Origin of the sequence: Nocardiopsis sp. MT53 (assembly GCF_019598965.1) — a bacterium.
Lineage (GTDB): Bacteria > Actinomycetota > Actinomycetes > Streptosporangiales > Streptosporangiaceae > Nocardiopsis > Nocardiopsis changdeensis.
On record NZ_CP080599.1, the window covers coordinates 6,473,958 to 6,499,956 of the forward strand.

Annotated in this window: 21 protein-coding genes; 4 read left to right on the plus strand and 17 right to left on the minus strand. The window is 75.4% G+C overall.

From position 1 onward, the window contains the following. Window positions 1-58: 58 nt before the first annotated feature. Both K1J57_RS29090 and K1J57_RS29095 read right to left on the minus strand, forming a co-directional pair. On the minus strand, window positions 59-1,825 hold the full coding sequence (locus K1J57_RS29090) for an ABC transporter ATP-binding protein (protein WP_255646678.1): 1,767 nt from the start codon (window positions 1,823-1,825) through the stop codon (window positions 59-61). A 229-nt stretch (window positions 1,826-2,054) separates the two neighbouring features. Beyond that, a complete protein-coding gene (locus K1J57_RS29095) occupies window positions 2,055-3,803 on the minus strand; it encodes an ABC transporter ATP-binding protein (protein ID WP_255646679.1) in 1,749 nt (582 codons plus the stop codon). 373 nt (window positions 3,804-4,176) lie between these two features. Between K1J57_RS29095 and K1J57_RS29100 the strand changes: the two genes are divergently transcribed. Together K1J57_RS29100 and K1J57_RS29105 are read left to right on the plus strand one after the other, a co-directional pair. Then, window positions 4,177-5,181 (plus strand): iron-siderophore ABC transporter substrate-binding protein, encoded by a 1,005-nt coding sequence (locus K1J57_RS29100; RefSeq protein ID WP_220561893.1) that lies wholly within the window; start codon window positions 4,177-4,179, stop codon window positions 5,179-5,181. A gap of 133 nt (window positions 5,182-5,314) precedes the next feature. Beyond that, window positions 5,315-6,106, plus strand: a complete 792-nt coding sequence (locus K1J57_RS29105; protein WP_220561894.1) for a DUF4097 family beta strand repeat-containing protein — start codon at window positions 5,315-5,317, stop codon at window positions 6,104-6,106. Between the two features lie 255 nt (window positions 6,107-6,361). On the opposite strand, the gene K1J57_RS29110 is transcribed toward K1J57_RS29105, so the two are convergent. The 15 genes from K1J57_RS29110 to K1J57_RS29180 form a co-directional block, all read right to left on the minus strand. Continuing rightward, window positions 6,362-7,081: a TetR/AcrR family transcriptional regulator gene (locus K1J57_RS29110; protein ID WP_220561895.1), complete on the minus strand. Its 720-nt coding sequence runs from the start codon at window positions 7,079-7,081 to the stop codon at window positions 6,362-6,364. A 127-nt stretch (window positions 7,082-7,208) separates the two neighbouring features. Then, complete coding sequence (locus tag K1J57_RS29115; RefSeq protein WP_220561896.1) at window positions 7,209-8,603, minus strand: amidohydrolase family protein; 1,395 nt, start codon at window positions 8,601-8,603, stop codon at window positions 7,209-7,211. Further along, entirely contained in the window at window positions 8,600-8,992 is a 393-nt protein-coding gene (locus K1J57_RS29120; RefSeq protein WP_220561897.1) for a gamma-glutamylcyclotransferase, read from the minus strand. Before K1J57_RS29120 ends, K1J57_RS29115 begins: the two co-directional genes overlap by 4 nt. Next, the gene (locus K1J57_RS29125) at window positions 8,989-9,843 is read right to left on the minus strand and encodes an ABC transporter ATP-binding protein (RefSeq protein ID WP_220561898.1); all 855 of its coding nucleotides are present in this window, start codon (window positions 9,841-9,843) and stop codon (window positions 8,989-8,991) included. The genes K1J57_RS29120 and K1J57_RS29125 overlap by 4 nt, the downstream gene beginning before the upstream one ends. After that, complete coding sequence (locus tag K1J57_RS29130; protein ID WP_220561899.1) at window positions 9,840-10,706, minus strand: ABC transporter ATP-binding protein; 867 nt, start codon at window positions 10,704-10,706, stop codon at window positions 9,840-9,842. The genes K1J57_RS29125 and K1J57_RS29130 overlap by 4 nt, the downstream gene beginning before the upstream one ends. After that, a complete protein-coding gene (locus K1J57_RS29135; RefSeq protein ID WP_220561900.1) occupies window positions 10,703-11,602 on the minus strand; it encodes an ABC transporter permease in 900 nt (299 codons plus the stop codon). Before K1J57_RS29135 ends, K1J57_RS29130 begins: the two co-directional genes overlap by 4 nt. Beyond that, window positions 11,599-12,672 (minus strand): ABC transporter permease, encoded by a 1,074-nt coding sequence (locus K1J57_RS29140; RefSeq protein WP_220561901.1) that lies wholly within the window; start codon window positions 12,670-12,672, stop codon window positions 11,599-11,601. Before K1J57_RS29140 ends, K1J57_RS29135 begins: the two co-directional genes overlap by 4 nt. Window positions 12,673-12,749: 77 nt before the next feature. Then, window positions 12,750-14,363 (minus strand): ABC transporter substrate-binding protein, encoded by a 1,614-nt coding sequence (locus K1J57_RS29145; RefSeq protein ID WP_220561902.1) that lies wholly within the window; start codon window positions 14,361-14,363, stop codon window positions 12,750-12,752. 213 nt (window positions 14,364-14,576) lie between these two features. Then, window positions 14,577-16,316: a hydantoinase B/oxoprolinase family protein gene (locus K1J57_RS29150; protein ID WP_220561903.1), complete on the minus strand. Its 1,740-nt coding sequence runs from the start codon at window positions 16,314-16,316 to the stop codon at window positions 14,577-14,579. After that, a complete protein-coding gene (locus tag K1J57_RS29155) occupies window positions 16,313-18,394 on the minus strand; it encodes a hydantoinase/oxoprolinase family protein (RefSeq protein ID WP_220561904.1) in 2,082 nt (693 codons plus the stop codon). The genes K1J57_RS29150 and K1J57_RS29155 overlap by 4 nt, the downstream gene beginning before the upstream one ends. Then, window positions 18,391-19,686, minus strand: a complete 1,296-nt coding sequence (locus K1J57_RS29160) for an amidohydrolase family protein (RefSeq protein ID WP_220561905.1) — start codon at window positions 19,684-19,686, stop codon at window positions 18,391-18,393. The genes K1J57_RS29155 and K1J57_RS29160 overlap by 4 nt, the downstream gene beginning before the upstream one ends. Then, window positions 19,680-20,876: an FAD-binding oxidoreductase gene (locus K1J57_RS29165; protein ID WP_220561906.1), complete on the minus strand. Its 1,197-nt coding sequence runs from the start codon at window positions 20,874-20,876 to the stop codon at window positions 19,680-19,682. The genes K1J57_RS29160 and K1J57_RS29165 overlap by 7 nt, the downstream gene beginning before the upstream one ends. Continuing rightward, complete coding sequence (locus K1J57_RS29170; RefSeq protein WP_220561907.1) at window positions 20,873-22,285, minus strand: FAD/NAD(P)-binding oxidoreductase; 1,413 nt, start codon at window positions 22,283-22,285, stop codon at window positions 20,873-20,875. Before K1J57_RS29170 ends, K1J57_RS29165 begins: the two co-directional genes overlap by 4 nt. Continuing rightward, on the minus strand, window positions 22,282-22,560 hold the full coding sequence (locus K1J57_RS29175; protein ID WP_220561908.1) for a (2Fe-2S)-binding protein: 279 nt from the start codon (window positions 22,558-22,560) through the stop codon (window positions 22,282-22,284). Before K1J57_RS29175 ends, K1J57_RS29170 begins: the two co-directional genes overlap by 4 nt. Next, on the minus strand, window positions 22,557-23,501 hold the full coding sequence (locus tag K1J57_RS29180; RefSeq protein ID WP_220561909.1) for a dihydrodipicolinate synthase family protein: 945 nt from the start codon (window positions 23,499-23,501) through the stop codon (window positions 22,557-22,559). The genes K1J57_RS29175 and K1J57_RS29180 overlap by 4 nt, the downstream gene beginning before the upstream one ends. A gap of 216 nt (window positions 23,502-23,717) precedes the next feature. Between K1J57_RS29180 and K1J57_RS29185 the strand changes: the two genes are divergently transcribed. Next, complete coding sequence (locus K1J57_RS29185; protein WP_220561910.1) at window positions 23,718-24,800, plus strand: LacI family DNA-binding transcriptional regulator; 1,083 nt, start codon at window positions 23,718-23,720, stop codon at window positions 24,798-24,800. A 147-nt stretch (window positions 24,801-24,947) separates the two neighbouring features. After that, window positions 24,948-25,892, plus strand: a complete 945-nt coding sequence (locus tag K1J57_RS29190) for a ribose-phosphate pyrophosphokinase (protein WP_220561911.1) — start codon at window positions 24,948-24,950, stop codon at window positions 25,890-25,892. Window positions 25,893-25,999: the final 107 nt, after the last annotated feature.

Here is a 25,999-nt window from a genome sequence, read left to right on the forward strand (position 1 = left end):
CTCCGCCGGAACCCGCGCCCCGCACGGCCGGCCGGCGCGGTGCCCGCCGGGCCGGGGCTCAGGCGGTGCCCTGCCAGCTGCGCCACAGGTCGGCGTAGCGGCCGCCGGCCGCCACCAGGTCGGCGTGCGGCCCCTGCTCGACGACGCGGCCGCGGTCCATCACCACCACCCGGTCGGCGGCCTGCGCCTGGGTCAGCCGGTGCGCCACCACCAGTGTGGTGCGGCCCTCGGTGGCCGCCAGGGAGGCCCGCTCCAGGCGGCGCGCACCCGCGCTGCCCGCTTCAGCGGTGGCCTCGTCCAGCACCGCGACCGGCGGGTCGGCCAGCACCATCCGGGCCAGCGCCAGGTGCTGGGCCTGTTCGGCGGTGAGCGGGTGGCCGCCCTCGCCGACCACGGTGTCCAGCCCCTCGGGCAGCGCCCGCACCCAGCCGAGCGCGTCCACCCGCTCCAGCGCGGCCTCCGCCTCGGCGGCGTCCGCCCCGGGGCGGGCCAGCCGCAGGTCCTCCAGCAGGGTCCCGGCGAACACGTGGGTCTCCTGGCTGACCAGGTACACGTGCCCGCGCAGCAGGCGCTCGCCCAGGTCGGCCAGAGGCACCCCGCCCAGGTACACCTCGCCCGTGTCGGGGACGCGCAGGCCCGTGATCACCGCCGCCAGCGTGCTCTTGCCCGCGCCGCTGGCGCCCACCAGCGCCACCCGTTCCCCGGGGGCGATCTCCAGCGAGACCCCGTCCAGGGCGGGCGGGGTGTCGGGGCCGTACCGGTGCGCGACCTCCTTGACCCGCACCGACGCGTCCTGCGGCTCGCGCGGCCGTTCCGGCTCGGGGGCCTCGGGCAGGTCCACCACCCCGGCGAGCCGGGCCAGGCTCGCCCCGGCCGACTGCACCTCGTTGAAGTTCATGACCAGGAACATCATCGGGCCGAACAGCCGGTGGAAGTACAGCGCCGCGGCGGTGACCGCGCCCACCGTCACGAGTTCGCCGCGCACCAGCCAGAACCCGGCGACCAGCACCGCCGTCAGCCCCACGCACTCCGCGCCGTTGAGCCGCGACCCGAACCGGGTGAGCAGCCGGAACACCGACAGCGTGATGTCCATGGCCGCCAGGGACCGGTCGGAGACCCGCCCCTCGTGCTCCTCCTCGCGCCGGTAGGCGCGCACCGCCGACCGCCCGCGCAGCGCGCCCATCATGGCGTGCGACCGCTCGCCCATCGCGATCCGCTCGCGGGCGTAGTAGGGGCCCGAGAGCGGCAGGTACCAGCGGGCCGCCCACACGTAGACCGGCAGGGCGCACAGCCCGGCCAGGCCCAGCCGCCAGTCCAGGGCGGTCATCCCGGCCGCCGTCGACAGCACCATGGCCAGCGCGATCACCACGTCGGGGCCGTTGCGGGCGATGCCGGTGGTGACCACTGCGACGTCGTCGCCCACCCGGGACAGCAGGTCGCCGATGCGCACCCGCTCCACCTGAGCGGCGGGCATGTGCAGGACCCGGTCCATGACCCGCTCGCGCAGCCGCGCCAGGATCCGCTCCCCGGCCCGTGTCACCAGCCAGGCGCCCGCCCCGGTGAGCAGGCCCCCGAGCAGTGCCGCCGCGGCGATGATCCCGGCCGCGCGCAGCACCGCGTCCAGTCCGGCGCCGCCGGAGATGTCGTCGACCATGGTGCCCAGCGTCCAGGGGGCGACCAGGCCGACCGCGCTGCCCGACAGCACCACGACCAGGGACAGGGGCGTGCCCCAGCCGCTGCGCCGCACCCCGTCGCCGAGCACCGCCCAGGTGCGCCGGGCCGACGCGGTGGGCAGCAGGTCCGCGTGTTCGTCGATCGCGCTCACGCGGTCACCGTCCTTTCCGTGCCCGGCGCGCCCGCGCCCGGGGAACCTGCCTCTGTGCCCGGCGCCCCGCCCCGGGCGGGTCCGCCGTCCGCCGCCGTGCCCGGGAGGGCGGGACCGCGGGGTGGTGCCGCCACGCGGCGGGGCACGCCGCGGCCGGGCCGTGCCGCCGGACCGCGGTGGCGCGTCGCCGCGCGGGGGAAACTCCCGGCTGAGCGGGAGGGAAGGGGAGTCACCGCAGGACCGCCTCGGCGTAGGCGGGGTCCCGGCCGACCAGCTCGGCGTGGGTGCCCACGGTCCGGACGCGCCCCTCCTCCAGGACGACCACCCGGTCGGTGCGGGAGAGCAGCGCCGGGCTGGCGGCCACCACGAGGGTGGCCCCCGCCGGGGCGCGGTCGGCGCGGGCCCGGGTCAGTCCGCGGGCGATCGCCTCCTCGGTGACCGCGTCCACGGCGGTGGTGGGGTCGTGCAGGACCAGCACCGGCGGGTCCGCGGCCAGGGCGCGCGCCAGGGCGGCGCGCTGGCGCTGCCCGCCGGACAGGTTCGCGGCCCGGTCGGCGATGGGCCGGTCCAGGCCCTGGGCGTGCCCGGTGACCAGGTCCTCGGCCCCGGCGGCGCGCAACGCCTCGCGCAGGTGCGCCTCGTCGCGGTCGCCGCCGGTGGCCAGGTTGGTGCGCAGCGTGCCCTCGAACAGGGTCGCCCCGTGCTCCTCCACCAGGACGGCGGCGCGCAGCGCGGCCAGGTCGAGCTCGTGCACGGGCACTCCGCCCACCGCGGCCCGGCCCTCCTCGACGTCCTCGGGGACGGCCCGGCCCGACAGCAGCTCCAGCAGCGCCTCGGCGTCGCGCGGGTCGGTGGCCAGCACGCCCACGGTCTCGCCCGGGGCCAGCCGCAGGTCGACCCCGCGCAGGGTGCGGTAGGCGACCCCGTCCAGTTCCACCACGGGCTCGGCCGGGACCGGCCGCTCGCCGGGGGTGACGGCGGCGGGGGCGGTCAGCAGCCGCACCAGGCGGCGGGCCGAGGCGCGGGAGGTGGCGAAGAGCTGGCCGACCATGCCCAGGCCCTGGACGGGTTCGGCCAGGAACTGGGCCAGGCCCACCACGGTGATGAGCTCGCCGATGGTCAGCCGCCCCTCCAGCGCCATCCAGCCGGCGACCGCGGCCACGCACGCCAGGAACAGCACGCCCGCGGCCGACACCATGCCGCGGTACACGCCGTTGCTGGCCGCGGCCGACACCGAGGCGGTGAGGGCGACGCCGCTGGCCCGGCGGTAGCGGTCAGCGGCGGCGCGGCGGGCGCCCATGCCCATGAGCACGCGCAGGCCGCCGACCAGGTCGGTGGCCAGGGCGGTGGCCCCGGCGGCGGTGGCCTGCTTGGCCTCGCTGCGCCGGGTGATGCGGGCGGCGGGGAAGCGCAGCAGCAGCATCATCAGCGGCACCCCGACCAGGACGCCGATCCCCAGGGGGACGTCGATGGCCAGCAGGGCGACGGTGGTGACGGTGATCGCGCTGCCCATGGCGATGAGCCCGATCCAGGCGCGCACGTACTGGGACGCCTGCTCGGCGTCGGAGGTGGCCACGGACAGCAGTTCCCCGGCGCGCAGTCCGCTGCGCTCCCCGCGCGGGTCCAGGGCCCGGCGGGCGGCCTCCACCCGCAGCAGGTGGGCCTCGTTCTCGGCGGCCCGCATGGAGAACCGGGCGCCGATGCGGTAGGCGAGGGCCAGCACCGTGAACAGGGCGGCCATGCCCAGGACGCACAGGGCCAGGGCGCCGACGTCGCCGGTGAAGACGGCCCGGTCGATGGTGACGCCGATGGCCACGGGGACCAGGGCCTCGGCGAGCTGGTGCAGGGAGTGCAGGGCGGTGGCGCAGGCGGCGTCGCGGCGGTTGCGGCGCAGGGTGCGCCGGCCCAGGGCGCGGACGTCGGCGGGGACGCCGTCGGGGGTGCGCGCGTCGGCGGGGGCGTCGGCGGTTGCGCTCACGCGGCCGTCCCGTCCGGGCCGGGGCGTACGCCCGCCCTTGAACATGTGGTCATCCGATCGTCCCATTCCCTGTCGTCGTGCCGCGAACAGGCTAGCCAGGCCCGGACACCGCCGCGAACGCGCCCCCGCGGGGCACGGGAGGGCCCCGTGGGTCCGGCCCGCAGCGGCCCCCGTCGACCATGACCCACGTCACACGCGCGCCGGCGCGCGGGGCACCGGCCGTGCCGGAACCGCCCGCGGGCGGGGCTCACCGCATCGCCGACCCCGCGGCGCGCCGTTCATCCCGGTTTGCACCCACCCCGGAGTCCATCACTATGATTCACCTTAGGCAAGCCTAAGCTGACCGTGACCTTCCCGAGAATGATGAGGCTCCATGAACCGTGGCCCGCTGACCCGCGGCGGCGCGATCGCCGCCGGCGCGCTCTCCGTCCTGATGCTCGCCGCCTGCGGCGGCGGGGCGGCCGAGGAGCCCGACTCCCCCTCCGGCGGGGCCGCCGAGGGCTACCCCGTCACCGTCCCGACCCTCTTCGGGGACGTCACCGTCGAGGACCGCCCCGAGAACGTGGTGGCCATGGGCTGGTCCGACGCCGAGACCGCGCTCGCCCTGGGCGTGCAGCCGGTCGGCGTCGCCGACTGGCAGGCCTACGGCTCCCCCGGCGTCGGCCCCTGGGCCGCCGACCTGTTCGACTCCGAGCCCGCCCAGCTGGCCACCCTGGAGCCGAACCTGGAGGAGATCGCGGCCCTGGAGCCCGACGTCATCCTCGACACCCGCTCCGACAACAGCCGGGAGCGCTACGACCTGCTCTCCCCGGTCGCCCCGGTGATCGGCCCGCCGCCCGGCGTGGAGGTCACCTACGGCACCACCTGGCAGGAGCAGACCCGCCAGGTCGCGCTGGCCCTGAACGAGGAGGAGCGCGGCGAGGAGCTGGTCTCCGAACTGGAGGGGGAGTTCGAGGCCCTGCGCGAGGAGAACCCGGACTTCGCCGACGTCACCATCGCCGTGGGCGCCTACTTCGACGGCCAGTACGGCGCCTACGTGCCCGGCGACAGCCGCGTCGACGTGCTCCAGGACCTGGGCTTCGAGTACAAGTCCGAGATCACCGACATGGCCGACGGCGCGTTCTACGTCGACCTCAGCCCGGAGCTGGTGGAGGTCCTGGACGCCGACCTGACCATCGTCTTCCCGATCGGCGACGTCGCCGAGACGCTGAAGGAGGACCCGGTCCTGCAGGGCATCGGCTCCGCGCAGGACGAACGCCTCATCATCCTGGACGACCCGGAGCTGGCCAACGCCTTCTCCAGCGGCTCCACCCTGGGCGTCTCCTACGCCCTGGAGGGCATCGTCCCCCTCATCCACGAGGCGCTCGGCCGGGAGTGACGTCCTCCGCGAGCGCGCGGGGGCCCCGGGGCGTCCGCCCCGGGGCCCCCGGCGTTCCGGCCGGGTCCGCGCTTGACCCGACACGTGCCCGCACGTGGGGGTCCGCTGCCGGCGGGCGCACTAACGTCGCGGCATGAGCAACGCCCGCGTCCCGTCCCGCCGCGCCCGGAGGGTCCGCGCGGCCCTGCGCCGCCCCGCCGCGGCGACCGCGGTAGGCATCCTGATACTCCTGGCCGCCACGGCCTGCGCCCCGGACCGGGCCCCCGAACCGGAGCAGGCGGGCTTCGCCCCCTCCTCCGACCTGCTCACCATCGACGCCGACAACGGCGACCTGCGCGTCTCCCCCGGCGACGTCGACGAGGTCGAGGTGACCCGCTGGATCTCCTCCGGCTCCCTGCTGGGCTCCCCCGAGGCCGACTGGGGCCTCACCGGCGACACCCTCCGGCTGCGCGTGCGCTGCGGGGCCTTCACCGACTGCGAGGCCGAGTACGAGGTGATCGTCCCGGAGGGCACCACCCTCACCGTGGTGAGCGGCAGCGGCGACATCACGGCCTTCGGCTTCGTCCGACCCCTGACCGCGACCAGCGGCGACGGCCGCGTCTCGGTCTCCGACACCATCGGTCCCCTCACCATGGCCAGCGACGGCGGCGACCTCATCGGCCGGGGGCTCGCCTCGGACGAGGTGGAGGCCGTCACCGCCGACGGCGACGTCGACCTGGAGCTCACCGCCGTCCCCGACGCCGTGACGGTGCGCACCGGCGACGGCGACGCCGACATCACGCTGCCCGAGGCCGCCTACGCCGTGGACGCCTCCTCCGGCGAGGGCGAGGTGGTCACCGAGGTCGACACCGACCCCGGCAGCGCGCACCGCGTGGACGCCGCCGCGGGCGGCGACCGCGTCCGCCTGCTCACCGGCCCGGTCTGAACCTGCCGGAGCCGACGCGCGCCGTGGGCGGTGTGTGCTGTGGGCGGTGTGTGCCGTGGGCAGTGCGCGCCGTGGGTGGTGTGCGCTGTGGGCGGTGTGCGCTGTGGGCGGTGTGTGCCGCGACCGGCACCACCGTCGGCACGTGTCGCGACCGGTGCGTGCGGTGGGCGCCCCGCCCGGGGCCACCGCCGTCGGGGCATGCCCCGCCCCGCGATTCCTCGGTCGGTCCGTGCGGCCCGGGACCGCCGCCGCGGATCAGGCGGGCGGGGGCCGGTGGGACGCCAGCCGGACCAGCAGCTCGTCCACCAGGGCCGCCTCGCCCGGGGTCAGCAGCCCGCCGGCCCCGCCCCGGGACAGCAGCACCCGCAACGCGTTGGCGTGGGCGGACACCCCGGTGTCACCGGCGCCCTCCGTCCGCGCGGGGCCGGTGACCACGGCGGCCAGCACGGCCTCGCGCACCGCCTCCGACAGGCGCGGGTCGTCCGCGCCCCGCTCGATGAGGCGCAGCACCACACCCCTCCCGGCGGTGTGGATCATCTCCGCCGCGGTCTCGGCGTCGACCGCCAGCCGCCCGGCCTCGGCGACCCGGCCGACCAGCCCCCGCAGGATCTCCTGCGCCCGGGCCGCCGCCTCCCCTCCTCCGCCGCCGGAGGCGCCGGGAGCGTACATCAGCACGTAGTGGGCGGGGTTGTCCAGCCCGAAGCGGACGTGCAGGTCCCAGCCCGCCCGCAGGTCCTGGACCGGGTCCCCGGTGGCGACCTGGGCCTGCTTCCCGGCCAGGTAGCGGTCGAACCCGTCGGCGGCCACGGCGTCGAACAGCCCGGCCATGTCCCCGAACAGCCGGTAGAGGGTGGGCGGCTGCACCCCGGCGGCGGCGCTCACCGAGCGCGTCGTGACGGCCTCGCGCCCCTGGCGGGTGAGGATGTCCGCGGCGGCGTCGATCACGCGCCGCCGTGTGTCCTGCCTGTCTCCCATGCACTCCAGGGTATCGGCGGTAACAGCGACCCGTTATCCCTTCTAACGCCCGCGTCCCCGGCGGCCTCCCGACCGGCCGGGTACGGCGCCGCGGTGGACCGGTCCCGGCCCACCGCGGCGCCCTCCCTCAGTGCAGCGTCCCCACCGGCCCCGAGGGGAGGTTCCTCCCCAGGGGCCGGGGGTCGGCCAGCTCCCCGTCGCGGACCACCACCCGTCCGCCCACGACCACCGTGCGGGCCCGGCCCGTCAGCTCGCGGCCCTCATAAGGGGTGTAGTCGGTGGCCATGTGCAGGTCCCCGGTGCGCACCGTCCACCGGGCGGCCGGGTCCCACAGCACGATGTCGGCGTCCGCCCCCGGAGCCAGCACCCCCTTGCGCGGGTACAGGCCGTTGAGGCGCGCCGGGGCGGCCGCCACCAGCTCCACGAACCGGGTGGCGGGCAGCCCCCGCGCCGCCACGTACTCCGAGTACAGCACCGCCAGGCGGGTCTCGACCCCGGGCAGCCCGTTGGGCATGGCGCGCACGTCGTGGCGGTAGCGCTCCTTCTGCGCGGTGTCGTAGCAGCAGTGGTCGCTGCCCACCGTGCTGATCTCGCCGGTGAACAGGTGCCGGCCCAGTCCCTCGACGGTGGCACGCGGGCGCAGCGGAGGGCAGCACACGAACCGCTCGGGGTGCTCGCCCGCGTAGGCGGACTCGTCCAGCACCAGGTGGTGGGCGACCGCCTCGCTGTAGGCGCGCCGTCCGCGCCGCCGGGCCGCCGCGACCAGTTCGACGGCCTCGGGCGAGGACTGGTGGACGAAGTACACGGGCGCGTCCACGGACTCGGCGATCGCCAGCACCTCGGCGACCGAGGCCGTCTCGGCGAGCCCGGGCCGGGTGTCGCCCATGTGCTCGGCCCCCGTGCGGCCGCGGGCCCCGCTCCGCTCCTGGGCCTCCTCGATGATGTGGTCGGCCTCGCAGTGGATCACCACCATGCCGCCGGTGGCGCTCACCGCCTTCATGGTCCGCAGCACCGTGTACTCGTCGGCCATGGTCTCACCGCGGTAGGTGGTGAACATCTTGACGGTGCTCACCCCCAGCCCCGCCATGGCGCGCAGCTGCTCCTCGGTGGTGTCGTCCCAGGTCACCACGCACCCGTGCAGGGCGCTGTCGCACAACCCCTGCGCGGCGGCCCCGCGCCGCTCCAGCACGGCCTCCAGGGGGTCCTGCCCCGGCCGGGGGATCGCGAAGTCCACGATGGTGGTGGTGCCCCCGAAGACCGCGGCGGTGGTGCACCCCCGGTAGTCGTCCAGGGAGGTGAACTCGCCCGAGGTGAAGCCGACGTGGCAGTGGGGGTCGACGCCGCCCGGCAGCACGAGCAGGCCGGTCGCGTCGACCTCCTCGGGGCGGGACCCGTCCGGGGCGGGGGCGCCGGGCTCGGCCAGCGCCGTCACCCGGCCCGCGGAGACGAACACGTCGGCCGCGCCCTGCCAGCCGGCGTTGACGACGGTGCCCCCGCGGACGACGAGGTCGGCGGCGCTCACAGCTCCTCCCCGGCGGCCAGGTGGGCGCGCCAGCCGCCCCGGTCGCTGATGTCGCTCACCCCGGGCAGGCCCAGGGAGGCGGCGCGCATGCGCATGGCCAGCGCCCCCGACCCGTCGGCCATCTCCACCACCCCCAGCTCCAGCTCCTCGGGCTCCTCGGGCAGCAGGCGCTCGCGCAGCTGCGCGTACTCCACCTCGTACAGCTCCCCGGGGACGGCGCGCCCGTCCTCCCCGACCGGGTGCAGGCCCGGGAACTCGTCGCGCACGGAGTAGAAGCGGTAGCGCGGCGCGGTCAGCGCCGGGCCCAGGAACCGCGCCCCCTCCAGGGCGTGGCTGATCTCTCCGCCGGACATGGCCTGGCCGTTGACGAACATGCGGACGGTGGTCACCGGTTCTCCTCGGGGTCTCGGTGTGCGGGGACGGGGCGGCGGGCGGCCGCGCGGGCGCGCTCCGCCGCGGGGTCGGGGACGGGGACGGCGTCGAGCAGCGAGCGGGTGTAGGGGTGGGTGGGCGCGGTGTAGACCTGCTCGCGGTCGCCCAGTTCGACCACCCGCCCGGAGTTCATGACGGCGACCCGCCCGCAGAGGTGGTGGACGACCGCCAGGTCGTGGGCGATGAAGAGCAGCGCCAGCCCGAGCTTCTCCCGCAGGTCGCAGAACAGGTCCAGGACCTGGGCCTGCACGGAGACGTCGAGCGAGGCCACGGGCTCGTCGCAGATGAGCAGGTCCGGTCCGACCGCCAGGGCACGGGCGATGGCGATGCGCTGGCGCTGGCCGCCGGAGAAGGAGCGCGGGTAGCGGTCCAGGTGCTCGGACCCCATGCCCACCGTCTCCAGGATCTGGACGGTGCGGTCCCGGCGGCGCGCCCGGTCGGGCTCGATGCCGTGGACGTACATGCCCTCGCCCACGAGCTCGGCCACGGTCATCCGCGGGTTGAGCGAGGAGTAGGGGTCCTGGAACACCATCTGGACCCGCCGCCGGATGGCGCGCAGCTCCCGGCCCCGGGCCCCGGTGACGTCCCGGCCCGCCACCAGGACCCGGCCGGAGTCGGGGCGCACGAGCCCGGCGACGCAGCGCGCGGTGGTGGACTTGCCCGACCCCGACTCGCCGACGAGCCCCAGCGCCTCCCCCCGGCCCACGGTGAAGGACACGTCGTCGACCGCGCGGGTCCCGGCGTTCCCGGGGAAGGTCTTGACCAGGTTGCGGGCCTCCAGGAGGGGGGCCTCCCCTGCGGTGTTCACAGTGCTTCTCCCTCGGAGGCGGCGGGGACGGGGGCTCCGGCGCCCAGCCGGCGGCCGGGCCGGTCGCCGATGCGGGGGACGGCGTCGAGCAGGGACCGGGTGTAGGGGTGGGACGGGGCGGTGTAGAGCCGGTCCACGTCCGCCTCCTCCACGATGAGCCCGTGGCGCATGACGGCGACCCGCTGGGCGAACCCGGCGACGATGCCCAGGTCGTGCGTGATGAGCAGGACCGCCATGCCCCGCTCCCGGGCCAGCCCCTCCAGGAGTTCCAGGACCTGGGCCTGGACGCGCACGTCCAGCGCGGTGGTGGGCTCGTCCGCGATGAGCAGCCGCGGTTCGGCGATCACCGCGATGGCGATGACCACGCGCTGGCGCATGCCCCCGGAGAACTGGTGCGGGTAGTCGTCGAAGCGCCGGCCGGGGTCGGCCACCCCGAGCCGGCCCAGCAGGTCCACGGCGCGGCGCCGCGCCTCCCGCCGCCCCACGCCCCGGATCCGCAGCGGCTGGGTGATCTGCCAGCCCACGGTCTTGACGGGGTTGAGCGAGGCCAGCGGGTCCTGGAAGACGAGGCCGGCGCGGGCGCCGCGCACGCGGCGCACCTCCCGCGGCGCCATCTCCAGGACGTCGTCCCCCTCCAGCAGGATGCGTCCGCCGGTGCGGGCCTCGGGGTCCAGGCGCAGGACCGAGCGGGCGGTCACGGACTTGCCGGACCCGGACTCTCCCACCAGGGCGACCCTCTCGCCCGCGGCGACCGCGAGGTCCACGCCGCACACGACCTGTACCGGCCCCTCCGGGCCCGGGTAGGACACGGTCAGCCCGCGGATGTCCAGCAGCGGGCTACCTTCCGTGGGGTGCGCGCTCATCGGCGCCCTCCCGTTCTCAGGGTGGGGTCGGTGCGCACGCGGAGCCAGTCACCGACCAGGTTGAAGGCGACCGCGGTGATGGCGATGGCCAGTCCGGGGAAGAGCACCGTCCACCACGCGGTGACGGCGGTGTCGCGCGAGGCCGCGATCATCGCGCCCCACTCGGAGGCGGGCACCTGGGCGCCCACGCCGACGAAGGACAGGCCGGAGATCACGAGCATCACGGCCGACACGTCCAGGGTGGTCTGGACGTACAGGGCGCTCAGGGAGTTGGGGAGCACGTGGCGCAGGACCAGGCGGGTGCGGGACACGCCCAGGACCCGCGCGGACTCCACGAACTCGGCGTCGCGCACCTCGCGGACCAGGGTCCGCACCAGCCGGGCGTAGCCCGGCCACCAGGTGGCCGCCAGGGCGATCACGGCCGACTGCAGGCTCGGCCCCATGGCGGCGGCCAGGCCCAGGGCCACGACGATCGCGGGCAGGGAGAGGCCGATGTCGCAGATCCGCATGAGGACCTCGTCGACGATCCGGCCGCCCAGCGCGGCGGCCGTGCCGATCACGGTGCCGATCAGGGTGGCCGCGGCGATGACGGCGACGGTGGCCAGCAGGGTGGTGCGCCCGCCGGCCAGGATGCGGCTGAGGATGTCCCGGCCGTTGGCGTCGGTGCCCAGCCAGTACTCGGCGCCCGGCGGGACCAGGGCGTCGGGCAGGTTCACGGCGTAGGGGTCCATCGGGGCCAGGTAGGGGCCTACCAGGGCCAGGAGGACCATGAGCCCGGCCGTGCCCAGGGCGATCCGGTCGATGGCGGTGGTGTGCCCGCGCCGGTCTCCGCCGAGGCGGGCCAGGAGGGCGCGCGGTCCCGCGGACCGGGCGGGAGCGGGTGTGGTGGTGGTCATGTGCGCTCCCCGGCGGTGTCGAAGGCCTGGGCGGCGGACTCGTCCGCGACCGCGCGACCGCGCCGCCCGCCCCGCCGCAGGCGCGGGTTGAGCCACAGCTGGAGCAGGTCGACGGCGAAGTTCGCGAGGATGAAGACGACCCCGATCACCAGGACGGCGCCGATGACGGCGTACAGGTCGTTCTGTAGGACGGCGGTGACGGAGTAGGCCCCCACGCCCACGCGGCCGAAGATGGACTCCACCAGGACGGTGGACCCCAGCATCCAGCCCAGCTGCATGCCCAGGATGGTGCTGGTGGGCACCAGGGCGTTGCGCAGGCCGTGGGAGACGACCACCCGCCACTCGGAGGCCCCGGTGGCGCGGGCCAGGGTGATGTAGTCGGCGTCCAGGGCGCCGATCATGGTCGAGCGCAGTGTCCGGGTGACCACCGCGACGTAGGACGCGGCCAGTGTCACCGCGGGCAGCGCCAGGTGGCTCAGCGCGTCGGCGAAGGCGGCGAGGTCCCCGGCCAGCAGGGCGTCGACCGTGGTCATCCCCGTCACGGCGGGGACGCTCGCACCGAAGCCCAGGTGCCCGGTGAGGGGGAACAGCCCCCAGCGGGCGGACAGGAACGCCTGGAGTATCAGGCCCAGCCAGAAGACCGGGACGGCGGCCCCGAGCAGGGCGACCAGGCGCGCGGCCAGGTCGGCCGCCCGGCCCCGCCGGTAGGCGGAGACCACCCCCAGGGGGAGCGCGACGGCGATGTTGACGAGCATCGCGGCGCCCACCAGCTCCACCGACGAGGGCAGCACCCGGCCGATGTCGTCGAGGACGGGCCGCTGGGTGAAGACCGAGGTGCCCAGGTCCCCCTGGGCAACGCGGCCGATGTAGGAGACGTACTGTTCGGGGACCGGCCGGTCCAAGCCCAGCCGTTCGCGGGCGGCCTCGACCTGTTCCGCGGTGGCGTTGCGGCCGGCCGCGGCACGCGCCGGGTCCCCGGGCAGGACCTGGGTCATGAGGAACGTGACGGTGATGAGGCCGGCCAGGACCAGGATCATCATGCCCAGCCTCCGGGCGATGAACGAGAGCACCGTGCCTCCCCTTCCGGGTGGTGGTTCTGCGGGGGTGCGGGCGGCGCCGCGCCTTCCGGCGCCGCCCGGGGCGGGCCTCAGCCCTTGCTGATGCGGTACACGTCCACGGTCTGGTGGTGGGCGGGGTCGTAGGCGTAGCCCGAGACCCCCTCGCCGATCACGGTGACGTACTGCGGGTTGGACAGGACCATGGCCGCGTGGTCGTCGGCGATGATGTCCTGCGCCTCGTTGTAGGCCTCGCACCGCTCGTCGGGATCGGTCGCGGTCTGGCCGCGCTCGACGAGGGCGTCGACGTCCTCATCGGAGTAGCCGCCGAAGTTCAGCCCGCCGCCGGCGTTGGAGGAGTGGAAGCCCTGGTACAGCACGGCGGAGGCGTCGGGGAAGGCCGGGAAGGAGTAGATCATCCCCAGGTCCGGGACGTCCTCCGGGGCGGAGGTCATCTCGATGTACTGCGGGTAGGTGATGGCCTGGAGCGTCAGGTCGACGCCGACGTCGGCGAGGTTGGACTGGAGCAGGGTCGCGGCCTGCTCCATCTCGGCCGTGGCCTCCAGGTAGGTCATGGTCAGGGAGGTGCCCTCCAGCCCCTCGTCGGCGAGGATCTCCCGCGCCCTGTCGGGGTCGAAGGAGGGCCGGGCCACGTCGGGGTCGTGGCAGGGCATCCCGGCGGCCAGGACCCCGCGGGCGGGCTCCCCGGCGCCCTTGAGGATGCTCTCCACGTGCTGGTCGTAGTCGTAGGCGTAGGAGACGGCCTCGCGCAGCGCCCGCTGCTCGGTCTCGCCCTTGCCGGTCATGTCGAACAGGGCGTAGAGCTGCACGTTGGTGTCGGCGCGGTCGACGGTGAACCCCTCGGCCTCCAGGGCCTCCCAGTCCTGGGGGGAGATGTCCATGGCGATGTCGATCTCGCCCTGGCGCAGGGCGGTGGCCTGGGTGGAGGCCTCGGCGAGGTAGCGGAACACGACGTTGCGGGCCTGCCCGTCGACCCCGCCCCAGTAGTCTCCGAACAGCTCGAAGGAGGCCTCCTGGTTGGGTGTGTACCCGGTCAGGCGGTAGGGGCCCGACCCGGCGTCGTTGGCCGACAGCCACTGCTGGCCGTCGTCGCCGCCCGCGTTCTCCTCCACCAGGTCGGCGTTGAGCAGGTACACCCGGCTCAGCGCGGACAGGAACGGGGCGGAGGGCTCGGACAGGGTGATGGTCACCCCGGTGTCGCCGTCGGCCTCGGCCGACTCGTAGGCGGACAGGAACGAGGCCACGCCGATCTGGAGGCGCTGGACGCGGTCCAGGGTGTAGACGACGTCGGCGGCGGTGAGCGCGGACCCGTCGTGGAAGACCACGTCGTCGCGCAGGGTCAGTTCGATGGTGGTGCCGTCCTCCGACACCGTCCACTCCGAGGCCACCGAGGGGACGAGCTCGGTGCCCTCGAACCGGACCAGGGTGTCGTAGGCCGGGCGGACCACCTCGTTGACGGTGGAGTTGTCGGCCTGGACCGGGTCGAACGTGGCCGGGGGCTCGTTCTCGGCGATGACCAGCGAGGCGGCCCGCAGGTCCGCGCCCGCTCCCCCCTGCCCGCCGCCGCAGGCGGTGATCAGCAGGGAGGCCGCAAGGAGGGTCGCGCCAGCGGCGGCGCGGCGCCCGGCGGGTCCGCCCGGACGCGGTGTGTGGTGTCGGCTCGGCCGACCGTGGAAGTGTCTCACTGGGGATTGCCTGCCCTTCGTCCTGTGGAGGTCCTGGTGCGGGACCGCCTGCCCCGACGGCGCCCGGGGGCGCCACGGGCCGTGCGCGGGGCGTGCGCTGCGGCCTCGGTACAGCGGGAACGGGACTTCGCGTCCGTGTCCCGCCGGGGGTTCGTCCGCGCGGGCGCGGTGCGCCCGCGCGGACGACTCGTGCTGCGGTCCGGCCCGGGGCGCTCAGGCCCCGGGGTCCGCACCGGTGTGCGCCGTCCTCTCCGGGGTGGGGCTCCAGGTACCGTCGGCGGCGACCTCCACCCCGTAGTGCTCACGGGCGGCGCGGGCGGTGACGTAGCCGTCCAGGACGTCGGCGACCACCGCCTCGGGGTCGCGCTCCAGGGGGTCGCCGTAGCCGCCGCCCCCGGCGGTCCGGTTGGCGAACCGGTCCCCGGCGGCCATGGGCGCCCGGTACATGCCCACCCGCTTCTCCCGGTCCGTGCCGGGCCACAGGTCCATGTGGCTGGGCTCGGGCTCGTGGCCCCCGTGCATGGCCCAGGGCCGGGTCTTGCTCTTCTTCTTCATGGACAGGACCTCGCCGGGCGCCGTGTAGCGCACCACCCGCTCCACGCCCAGGCCGCCCCGGTGGCGGCCCGGGCCGCCGGAGTCGGGGATCAGCTCGACCTTCTCGTGGAAGAGCGCGGCCTTGTGCTCCAGCACCTCGACGGGGGTGTTGCGCACCGTGGTCTGGGAGGGGTGCTGCTGGGCGGTGCCCCCGTCGTGGTCGCGGGCCGCGCCCCAGCCGATGCCCTCGTTGTTGCTGACCACGTAGTCGCGTCCGGTCCGGGGGTCGTTGCCCAGGGCCATGAACCCGGGCTCGTCCCCGCCGCTGGAGGCGGGGAGGCTGTCGATGACCCCCGCCAGCGCCTTGTAGATCAGCTCGAACGCCACGATGGCGCTCCACTGGGTGAAGGTCGCCGCGGGGTAGACCGCGTGGAAGAACGTGCCGGGGTCGGCCACGACCTTGAGCGGGCGGAAGTGCCCGGCGTTGGTCGCCTCGTCGCGCGTGGTCAGCCCCTTGAAGGCGGCCTTGGCCAGGCCCAGGGTGGAGCCGATGGGCAGGTTGACCGGGCCCGCCACGGCGCCGGAGGACCCGTTGAAGTCGACGGTCATCTCGTCGCCGGCGATGGTGACCTCCACCGCGATGCGGATGGGGTCGTCGGTGACGTAGTCGTCGTCGACGTAGTCCACCGCGCTCCACGTGCCGTCGGGCAGGGCGGCCACCGCGCGTCGGGCGACCCGCTCCCCGTGCTCGATGACCTGGTGGACGGCCTGCTCCACGGTGTCGCCGCCGAACTTCTCCCATACCTGGCGCAGCCGCTCCTCACCGGTGCGCAGCGCGGCGAGCTGGGCGTGGAAGTCGCCGATGGTGGCCTCGGGGAGGCGGGAGTTGAACCGGATCAGCTCCAGGATGTCGCGGACCACCTCGCCGTCGGCGACGATCCGGGTGCCGGGGAAGATCAGCCCCTCCTGGTGCATGTCGGTGGAGTCCAGGACGTACCCGGCCTCCTTCGCGCCCAGGTCCATCCAGTGCGCCCGCACCGCCAGGTAGGCGGCGGGCCCCTCGTGGCCGTCCCGGAAGACGGGGGCGCAGAGCATGGCGTCGTAGGAGTGGGCGCCGCTCCAGTACGGGTAGTTCATGAGGTAGACGTCGCCGGGGCGCATCGCCCCCTCCCCCACGTACTCCACCAGCTTCAGGAGCGCGTGGTCGTTGGCGCCCAGGAAGTGGGTGATGCCCGCGGCCTCGGCCATGAGCCGGCACGTGGAGTCGTAGATGGAGATCCCGAAGTCGAGCACGTCGTAGATAACGGGGTTGAACGCCGACCGCACCAGGGTGCGGCGCATCTGCTCGGCGACGGAGTGGACGTAGTTGCGGATGACCTCGACGGTGGCACCGTCCAACGGTGCCGCGTTGGCGCTCACTCCTGCTCCTCCCGGTCGGTGTCGCTGTCCGTGCCGGCCGCGGTGACCAGCAGGTGTCCGTAGGCGTCCAGGGTCAGGACCTGGTCCCCGAACAGGACGGTGGTGGCGGTGCCCTCCTCGACGATGGCCGGCCCCGCCACCCGGTGGCCGGGCGCCAGGTCCTCGCGCCGGTGGACGGCGAACTCCGCCACCGCGCCGGTCGCCAGGTCGAAGGCCTTGCGGGAGCCGCAGGCGACGGCGGGTCCCCGGGCGGGCTCCTGCGGGGCCAGGGCCGGCTTGGGCAGGCGGCCCACGGCGCGCACGCGCACGGTCATGACCTCGCAGGGCTCGTCCATGGCGTGGCCGTAGCGGGAGCGGTGCAGGGCGTGGAACCGGTCCCGGACCGCCGCGGCGGTGTCGCCGGGCTCCAGGTCGATGCCCAGCGTGTGCTCCTGGCCGCGGTAGCGCACGTCCACCCGGCGGACCAGGCGGCCCTGCTCCTCGCGGATGCCCTGCTCGGCCAGGACCGCGCGGGCCTGGTCCTCCAGCTCCCCGAACACGGGTGCCAGGCCGGCGAGGCGGTCCTCGTCCAGGGGGCGCAGGACCGTGCCGGAGAACTCGTATTCCAGGTCGGACATCAGCATGCCGAAGGCGGAGAACGCCGCCGGGACGCGCGGCACGACCGTCGTGGCGATGCCCATCTCGCGGGCGAGCATGGGGCCCAGCATCGGGCCGGCGCCTCCGAAGGCCAGCAGGGTGAACTCCCGCGGGTCCAGGCCGCGCTCCACCGTGATCTCGCGCAGCGCGCCCACCGAGCGGGCCATCATCACGCGGAAGACGCTGGCCGCCGCCTCTGCGGTGTCCACGCCCAGGGGTTCGGCGATCCTGTGCCGGACGGCCTCGGCCGCCGCGTCGGCGTCCACGCCCATCCGGCCGCCCAGGAACTCCGCGGCGTCCAGGTAGCCCAGGGTGAGGGCGGCGTCGGTGACCGTGGGCTCCGTCCCGCCCTGCCCGTAGGCGACCGGGCCGGGCACGGCCCCCGCGCTGTGCGGGCCCACGCGCAGCAGGCCGTCGTCGACCCAGGCGATGGAGCCTCCCCCGGCTCCGATGGTGCGCAGGTCGAAGATCGGGATGAGCAGCGGGAAGCCGTCGATGTCGGCCTCGTGGACCTCGCTGGGCTCGCCGTCCACGATCACGCACGAGTCGATGCTGGTGCCGCCGACGTCGAAGGAGAGCAGGCGGTCGATGCCCAGCACCGAGGCGAGGTGCCCCGCCCCCACCACGCCTCCGGCCGGCCCCGACAGGACCGTGGTCAGCGGCGCGGACCTGGCCAGGCCGGAGGTCATCGCGCCGCCTCCCGAGCGCATGATGTGCAGCGGGTCGGCCAGCCCCTTGTCGCGCAGCCCCGCCTCCAGCGCGCTGATGTAGTCGTTCAGGACCGGGCGGATGTAGGCGTCCATGACGGCGGTGCTGGTGCGCTCGTACTCGCGGTACTCGCGGGTGATGTCCGTCGACAGCGACACCGACACGTGCGGGAAGGCCTCCCGCAGGACGGCGCCCGCGCGCTGCTCGTGCTCGGGGTTGGCGTAGGAGTGCAGGAAGCACACGGCGATGGAGCCCAGCCCGTGCTCCTCCACCAGGACCCGGCCCGCCTCGCGCACCGCGTCCTCGTCCAGGTCCCGCACCACCCCGCCCTGGGCGTCCATCCGGCCGGGGACCCCCAGGCGGTGGCGCCGGGGCACCAGCACCGGGGGCGGGGCGTAGGAGAAGTCGTACATGTGGTCGGCGGGGATGGCGGCGCGGGCGACCTCGAACAGGTCGCGGAAGCCCTCGTTGGTGATGATGCCGACGTCGGCGCCGCGCCGCTGGAGGATGGCGTTGAGCCCCAGGGTCGTGCCGTGCACGAAGGCGGCCACCGGCGCCAGGTCCTCGGCCAGGCCGCGGACCGCCTCCATCACCCCGGCGGCGGGGGCGGCGGGCGTGGTGGAGGCCTTGTGCAGGCTCACCCGGCCGGTGGTCTCGTCGTAGGCGAGGGCGTCGACGAAGGTGCCGCCGATGTCCACCGCCAGACGCAGCGGTCGCTCGTTGGTGTCCGTCACTTGCGGCCTCCTGGGAAGGTCTTCGGAAGGTCGTTGCGGACCACGCCGCCCGCCTGGAGGACCAGGGGGATGTCGTGGAGCGCGGTGATGTCGGAGGTGGGGTCGGCGCCCACCGCGATGAGGTCCGCGGCGTACCCCGGGGCGACCCGGCCGATCCCGTCCTCCAGCCCGACCAGGCGGGCGGCGTTGACGGTCGCGGCCTGGAGGGACTCCAGCGGGGAGAGCCCGGCCAGGGTGAGGAACTCCATCTCCCGCACCTGGGTGACCGTGCCGTCCATGGGCTCGCCCGGCGGGTAGTCGGTGCCGGTCACGATGGTGATCCCGGGCGCCTCGGGGTCCAGGGGGTCGGTGCGGCGCACCGCCGCCGCGCGGCGGATGCTCTCCAGGTGCTGTGGGCCGACCCGCATGGCCAGCTCGATCTGCCACTCGGAGAAGTCGTGGGCGCGCATCCAGTCCGGGCACCGGGTCACGGTGAGCGTGGGGGTGAGGAAGACGCGGCGCCGGGCCATCTCCGCCACGGTGGCCTCGTCGAGGTCGTAGCCGTGCTCGAAGCCGCGGACCCCGCAGGCCATGGCCTCCCGGATGGCCTCGGAGCCGCCCGCGTGGGCGACGACGTAGGTGCCGTGCTCCCGGGCGGCGCGGACGGCGGCGCGCATCTCCTCCTCGGAGGTCTGGGAGCCGTTGAAGGTCTCCCCCAGGTGCGCGATGCCGCCGGTGATGAAGATCTTGATGTGGTCGGCGCCGGCGTCCAGCTCGGTGCGGGCCGCCTTGAGGAACTCGTCGTGGCCGTCGGCGAAGACGCTCAGCCCGCCCTTGCCGTGGCCGCCGGTGGTGGAGACCGCCTTCCCGCCTCCCATGATGCGCGGGGCGGGGGCCCAGCCCTTGGCTGCGGCGTCCCGCAGCAGCAGGTCGGCGCGGTTCTGCTCGCCCAGGGTGCGCACGGTGGTGACCCCGGCGCGGAGCGCGTCGCGGGCCCGGGCCGCGGCCCGCAGGACGGTGGTGGCCGGGTTCTCGCCGTAGTCGGCGGCGTCGAAGGGGTACAGGACCGACAGGTGGGTGTGCACCGAGATCAGGCCGGGCATCAGGTGGCGTCCGCCCAGGCTCAGGACGGCGGCGCCGGGCGGCGGGGCGTCGTCCCCGATCCGGGCGATACGGCCGTCGCGGATCTCGACGGTGCGGTCGCGCGCCACCGAGCCGGTGAGGACGTCGACCACATGGGCGTCGGTCAGCCACAGGGAGGCGTCGGAGCCCTCCTGCCCTGCGGCGGGTCGGGCGCGGTTGTGGTTCAGCACGGTGCGGTTCCCTTCTCGGTGTGTGCGGGGGCGGCGGGGTCGGCGTCCCCGGCTGGGGCCGTCAGCCGGTCGGGGGCGAAGGCGGAGACGTCGATCCGCGGGCGCTCGCCCCGGATCATGCGGGCCAGGGTCTCCCCCCACAGGGGGGCGAAGGTGAAGGCGTAGGTGCCGCCCGCGACGTACAGGCCCTCCCGGCCGGGCACCGGCCCGATCACCGGCATCTCGTCGGGGGTGGCGGCCAGGGGCCCGGCCCACATGCGCAGCAGCCGCAGGCGGGCCAGGAAGGGCAGGATGCGGACGGCCTGGGCGACGTTGCCCGTGAGCCCGGCGACACCGGCGGAGCTGCGCCCGTCCAGGTCCATGCGGCGGGCGGGCCAGCCGCCGCCCAGCAGCAGGTTCCCGGCGGTGACCTGCTTGACGGACATGCCCTCGCCGATGTGCTGCACCAGGTGGTGCAGCACGGGCCGCTCCCGGACCGTGACGTGCATCTGGATGGCGACGGGCGACATCCTCATGTCCACCCCCGCCAGGGCGCTGACGTCACTGATCCAGGGGCCGGCGGTGTTGACCACCACCGGTGTGTCGTGGCGGCCGCGCGGGGTGCGCACCCGCCAGGCCGGTCCGCGCCGCTCCAGGCCCGTGACGGGGGTGAAGGCCTCCACACGGGCGCCCAGGCGGCGGGCCGCGGCCAGGTAGGCGGGGGCGGCCTTGAGCGGGTTGGCGTAGCCGTCGTGCGGGCACCACGTGGCGGCGGTGACCGTGGGCCCCAGCAGCGGCAGGGCGTCGCGGGCGGCGTCGCCGTCCAGGAGCTCGGTCCGCAGCCCGGCGCGGCGCTCCCACACGTGCTTGGTGCGCAGCTCCCGGCGCTGTTCGGCGGTCTCGGCGACCATGAACCCGCCGTTCCTGCGCACCTCCAGGTCCGCGTCGAGCCGCTCCTCGGCCAGGGCCCACAGCCCGTCGGCGGCCTTCTGCGCGGGGAGCAGGGCCTCGCTGTCCAGGGGGACCGCCTGCCCGGGGCGGCGGGTGTGCACCGCCTGGATGTGCAGGTTCCCGGCGGTGGTGCCCGACCCCTCGCGGTTGGGGGCGCCGCGTTCGAGCACGAGGACGGACAGGCCCGCCTCGGCCAGTTCCAGGGCGGTGGCGGCACCGAGCACGCCGGCGCCGACGATCACCGCGTCGTAGGCGTTCACACGTCCTCCCCGGGGGTGTCGGCCAGTTCCAGCACGGCGGCGAGCGGCAGCGGGCGCAGGGGCACCCGGGCGGGGACCGTCCCGGTGCCCGGGCCGCCGGCGCGCAGCGCCTCCAGGGCGGGGCCGCACTCGCGCGCCTGGCACAGGCCCATCCCGGCGCGGGTGCCGCCCTTGACGGCGGGGACGTCGGAGCCGCCCTCGGCGGCGGCCGCCGCGCGCACGGCGTCGGCGGTGACGCACTCGCAGCGGCACACCAGCGTGGGCCCGGGCAGCCGGCGGGCCAGCGCGGGGACGAGCTCGGCGGGCGCCGGGTACAGGGCGGCCGTCAGGCGGGTGAACCCGGCCAGCGACGCCAGGTGCACGGCCAGCCGGCGGCGCTCGCCCCGGTCGGGGGCGCGGCCGGAGGAGGCGAGGATGTCCAGTGCGGCCGCCCGGCCGCGGGCCAGCGCGGTGGGCGCCCCCGCCGCGCCCGCGGCCTCGCCGACCACGTACACGTGGGGGACGGAGCTGCGCCCGGTCGGGGTGAGCCGGGGCACGGTGTCCCCGGTGGCCGGGTCCCGGTCCACGGCGCAGCCCAGGAGCCGGGGCAGGTCGGCCTGCGGGCGGAACCCGTAGCCGACGCAGAGCAGGTCCACGCCGTGGCGGGCCACGACCCGTTCGGGGTCGGAGAAGCGGGTCAGGGTGACCGCCTCCACGCGGTCCGCGCCGTGGGCCCGCGCCACGACGGTGTCCTGGTGGACGCGCACCCCGTGCCGCGCCAGGCGGGCGGCGTAGGAGGCCAGCTCCGCCAGGCGGGCGGGGAAGCGCAGTGCGCCCAGGGAGGCCGGGCCCGGGGTGTAGGGGCGCCCCGCCTCGGCGACGGCCACGACCCGTACCCCGCGTTCCAGGAGCGCGCAGGCCACCGGCAGGAGGAAGGGTCCCGAGCCGGCGACCACGGCGCGGCGGCCCAGGCGGACGCCCTCGGCGGACATGTGCTGGGCCAGGCCCGGTGTGACGACGCCGGGGAGCTGCCAGCCGGGGAAGGGTACGGAGCGCTCGTAGGCTCCGGTGGCGGCGACCACCCACCGCGCCCGGACGCGGACGGCCGCGCCCCCGGGGGAGGCGGCCAGCAGGGTGCGGCGGTCGTCGTCCACCCCCCAGACCGTGTGCCCGGACAGGACGCGCACGCCGGCGGCGCGCACCCGGGCGACCAGGCGCCCGCCCTCGGGCCGGTGGTCGCCCACCGCGTCCAGGACCTCGGGGCCGGGGCGGCGGTAGTACTGCCCGCCGGGTTCGGCCTGCTCGTCCAGGAGCAGGACGTCGAGTCCGGCGCGGGCCAGTTCCAGCGCGGCCGCGAGCCCGGCGGGGCCCGCCCCGACCACGGCGGCGTCGGCGGTCAGCGCCGCGGGCGCGGCGGTGTCGGCGCTCATGTGTCCTCCCCCGAGGCCGCGGTGTCGATGCGCATGCCCTCGCGCACCCGCTCCAGGCAGGCCCGGACGTGGGGGCGGGCGTCCACCGTGACCTCGCACTCCAGGCACACGCCCATGCCGCAGTAGGGGCCGCGGTCCCGTCCCGAGACCGGGTCGACGCGGAAGTCCCAGCGGCCCTGCTCCAGCAGCGCGGCCGCCACACTGGTCCCGGGGCGCACCAGGACGGGGCGCCCGTCCACGGTCACCTCCACCCGGGCGGCGGAGCGGGGCGTCACCGCGCACCCCCGGCGGGCTCCAGCCCGGCCGCGTCCAGGGCGGCGCGCAGGCGTTCCAGGCGGGCGGGGTCGGTGACCGGCAGCAGGGGCGGGCGGACGGTGCCGCCGGGTTGGCCGAGCAGGGCCATGGCGGCCTTGAGCTGGGAGATCGGCGAGGCGATCCGACCGCTGTAGTCGGGGGCGACGAGCGCCGAGGACAGGGCGGTGTAGCGGTCGATCCACGGGGCGGCCGCGACGGTGTCCCCGGCGTGGACGGCCTCGTAGGCGGGGACGGCGAAAGGGGCCCCCAGGCCGCCGCCGTCGATGTTGCCGTCGCCGCCCAGGCCGCCCAGGACCGCCAGGCCGCGGCGGTGCAGGAAGCTGCCGAAGACGCGGACCCGGTCGCCGACGGACTCCACCGTGGCGAGCATGCGCAGCCAGTCCCCGGTGCTGTCCTTGAAGGCCACGACGGTGGGCAGGTCGCACAGGCGCCGGACCAGGTCCTGGTCGGCGGCCATGTCCACGGCCACGCCGCGGGGCCAGTTGTAGACCATGAACGGCAGGTCGGTGGCGGAGGCGACGGCGGTGTAGAAGGCGAGGATCTCGTCGGCGCCGGGGTGGACGTAGGGCGGCGGGGTGGCGAGCACGCCGTCGGCGCCGGCCGCGGCGGCGTGCCGGGCCAGGTCGGCGGCCTCGCCGGGGGTGTAGGCGGTGACGCCGACGACGACGGGGTGGCGTCCGGCGACGGCGGCGACGGCGGTCTCGGCGACGCGCTCGCGCTCGGCCCTGCTCTGGCTGAACCACTCCCCGGTGCTGCCGTTGACCAGGACCCCGTGGACGCCCTGGTCGGCGTAGAGCCCGAGCAGGGCCTCGAAGGCCGCCCCGTCGAAGGCGCCGCCGGCGTCGAAGGGCGTGGGCGCCGCGGGCCAGTAGCCCCGCCAGTTCACATCGGTGCGGTCCATGCATGCCTCTTCCGTCTCGGGAATCCGAAGCGCCCCAGGTCATCCGTGTGGGATCGGTTGCATTATGGTTCACACCACACCAGGACAAAGTCAAGGGGGAAACATGAACTTCACCTGCTGTAACGTCGCGGTCGCATGACTCAGGGGTTGCCTTGACGAGACTCTGGGTTAAGATGTATGCAACCGATCCCAGTACCGTGCACGACAAGGGAGAAGATGGCGGTCACACTCAAGGACGTAGCCACGGCCGCGGGGGTCTCCCGGAGCACCGCGTCCCGGGCGCTGAGCGGATCCGGGCTGATCTCCGAGGAGACGCGCGCCGCGGTCGAGAACGCGGCGCGCGGCCTGGGATACCGGCCCAACCGCACCGCCAGCGCGCTGCGCTCGCGCCAGTCGCACCTGATCGGACTGGTGATGAACAACCTCATCAACGCCTCGTTCCACACCATCGCCGACGTGGTGCAGCGCCGCGCCTCCGCCGAGGGCTACCAGGTGCTGCTGTGCATCACCGACGCCGACCCCGCCAAGGAGCGCTCCGTCCTGCGCATGCTCTCCGAGCACAACGTGGACGGCGTCGTCGTCATCGGCACCGGCCGCAACTCCGACCTGGTCGACGAGCTGATGGCCTCCGGGACCGGCGCGGTCAACGTGATCCGCGGGACCGAGGACGGCCGGGCCCCCTCCGTGCTGGCCTCCGACCGCGAGGGCGCCCACGCCGCCACCCGCCGCCTGCTGGAGTTGGGCCACACCAGGATCGGCTTCGTGGGCGGCCTGCCCTCGGCCAACTCCGGCCGCGAGCGTTTCGCGGGCTACGAGCAGGCGCTGCGCGAGCACGGCCTGGACGTGGACCCCTCCCTGGTCGAGCGGGGCCCCTTCACGCCCGCCTTCGGCGCCGAGGGCACCCGCGCGCTCCTGGAGCGCCGGCCGGACGTGACGGCCCTGTTCGCCGCCAACCACGAGGCCGTCTTCGGGGTCCTGCCCACCCTCGTCAGCCGGGGCATCCGCCTGCCCCGCGACCTGTCGCTGATCTGCTACGAGGACATCAGCTGGCTGCGCAGCTGGCAGCCCCCGGTCACGGTGGTGGACAACGGCGCCGACGAGCTCGGGCGCCTGTGCTTCGACCTGCTGCTGCGGCAGATGCGCGAGTCCCCGGCCCCCGGGCGGGGCCCGGGCCGGGTGTACCGGGTCGGCGCCGAACTGGTGGAGCGCAGCTCCTGCGCCCCGCCGCGCACCTCCCCCCTGCCCGAACCGCCCGCCTCGGCCGCGGGGCCGAACGGCGCTCCGGGCGCGGACGGCTGAGGCCCGGCCCCGCGGCGGGCGCGCGCCGCGGGGGCGCCGGGGCCCGTGCCCGGTGCCGGGGCGTGCACCGGCCTCCCGCGCCGCGGCCTGCGAAAACCCGGGTAGTAACCTCGTGGCGGCCCATCCCACCCACGAACAGGGACATCCGTGCGCGACATCGTCATCTTCTCCGGCAGCGCCCACCCGGAGATCGCCCAGGAGATCTGCGCCGACCTCGGCAAGCCGCTCTCCCCCACCCGCGTCTCGCGGTTCGCCAACGACTGCCTGGAGGTCCAGCTCCAGGACAACTGCCGCGAACGCGACGTGTTCATCATCCAGCCGCTCGTGCCCCCGGTCCAGGAGAACCTGGTGGAGCTGCTGCTGATGCTCGACGCCGCCCGCGGGGCCTCCGCCGCCCGCACCACCGTGGTCATGCCGCACTTCGCCTACGCCCGCTCCGACAAGAAGGACGCGCCGCGCATCTCCATCGGTGCCCGCCTGGTCGCGGACCTGCTCGCCACGGCGGGGGCCGACCGCGTGCTCACCATGACGATGCACTCGCCCCAGGTCCACGGGTTCTTCAGCGTCCCCGTCGACCACCTGCACGCCCTGGGCGAGCTCGCCTCGCACTTCCGCGGCGACGACCTGTCCAACACCGTGGTCGTCTCCCCCGACTTCGGCAACGCCAAGGCCGCCTCGGCGTTCGCCCGCCGCCTGGACACCCCGGTGGCCGCCGGGGCCAAGCAGCGCTTCAGCGACGACAAGGTCAGCATCACCTCGGTCATAGGCGACGTCGCCGACCGCGACGTGATCATCCTCGACGACGAGGTCGCCAAGGGCAGCACCGTGGTGGAGCTGATCGAGCGGCTGCGCGAGCACAAGGTCCGCTCCATCCGGGTGGCCTGCACCCACGGCCTGTTCACCGACGGCGCCCTGGACCGGCTGACCGCGATGGACGACGTCACCGAGATCGTGTGCACCAACACGGTGCCGATGGCCCCGGAGAAGGTCACGCCCAAGCTCACGACGCTGTCGATCGCCCCGGCGCTGGCCGAGGCGATCCGCCGCATCCACAACGGCGAGTCCGTGAGCGCCCTGTTCGACCAGTCCTGATGCCCGCGGGCCCGGGCCGACGCGGCCGGGCCCGCCCACCGGTGAACGGGCCGGCGGCCCGCACGGGCGCGCACTCCCCCGCCGACCGACGGGGCCGCGGAAATACC

Coding starts and splice junctions, on each gene's coding strand:
- K1J57_RS29100 (WP_220561893.1), top strand. CDS start 4,177: ATGAACCGTGGCCCGCTGACCCGCGGCGGCGCGATCGCCGCCGGCGCG.
- K1J57_RS29105 (WP_220561894.1), top strand. CDS start 5,315: ATGAGCAACGCCCGCGTCCCGTCCCGCCGCGCCCGGAGGGTCCGCGCG.
- K1J57_RS29110 (WP_220561895.1), bottom strand. CDS start 7,081: ATGGGAGACAGGCAGGACACACGGCGGCGCGTGATCGACGCCGCCGCG.
- K1J57_RS29130 (WP_220561899.1), bottom strand. CDS start 10,706: ATGAGCGCGCACCCCACGGAAGGTAGCCCGCTGCTGGACATCCGCGGG.
- K1J57_RS29135 (WP_220561900.1), bottom strand. CDS start 11,602: ATGACCACCACCACACCCGCTCCCGCCCGGTCCGCGGGACCGCGCGCC.
- K1J57_RS29170 (WP_220561907.1), bottom strand. CDS start 22,285: ATGAGCGCCGACACCGCCGCGCCCGCGGCGCTGACCGCCGACGCCGCC.
- K1J57_RS29180 (WP_220561909.1), bottom strand. CDS start 23,501: ATGGACCGCACCGATGTGAACTGGCGGGGCTACTGGCCCGCGGCGCCC.
- K1J57_RS29185 (WP_220561910.1), top strand. CDS start 23,718: ATGGCGGTCACACTCAAGGACGTAGCCACGGCCGCGGGGGTCTCCCGG.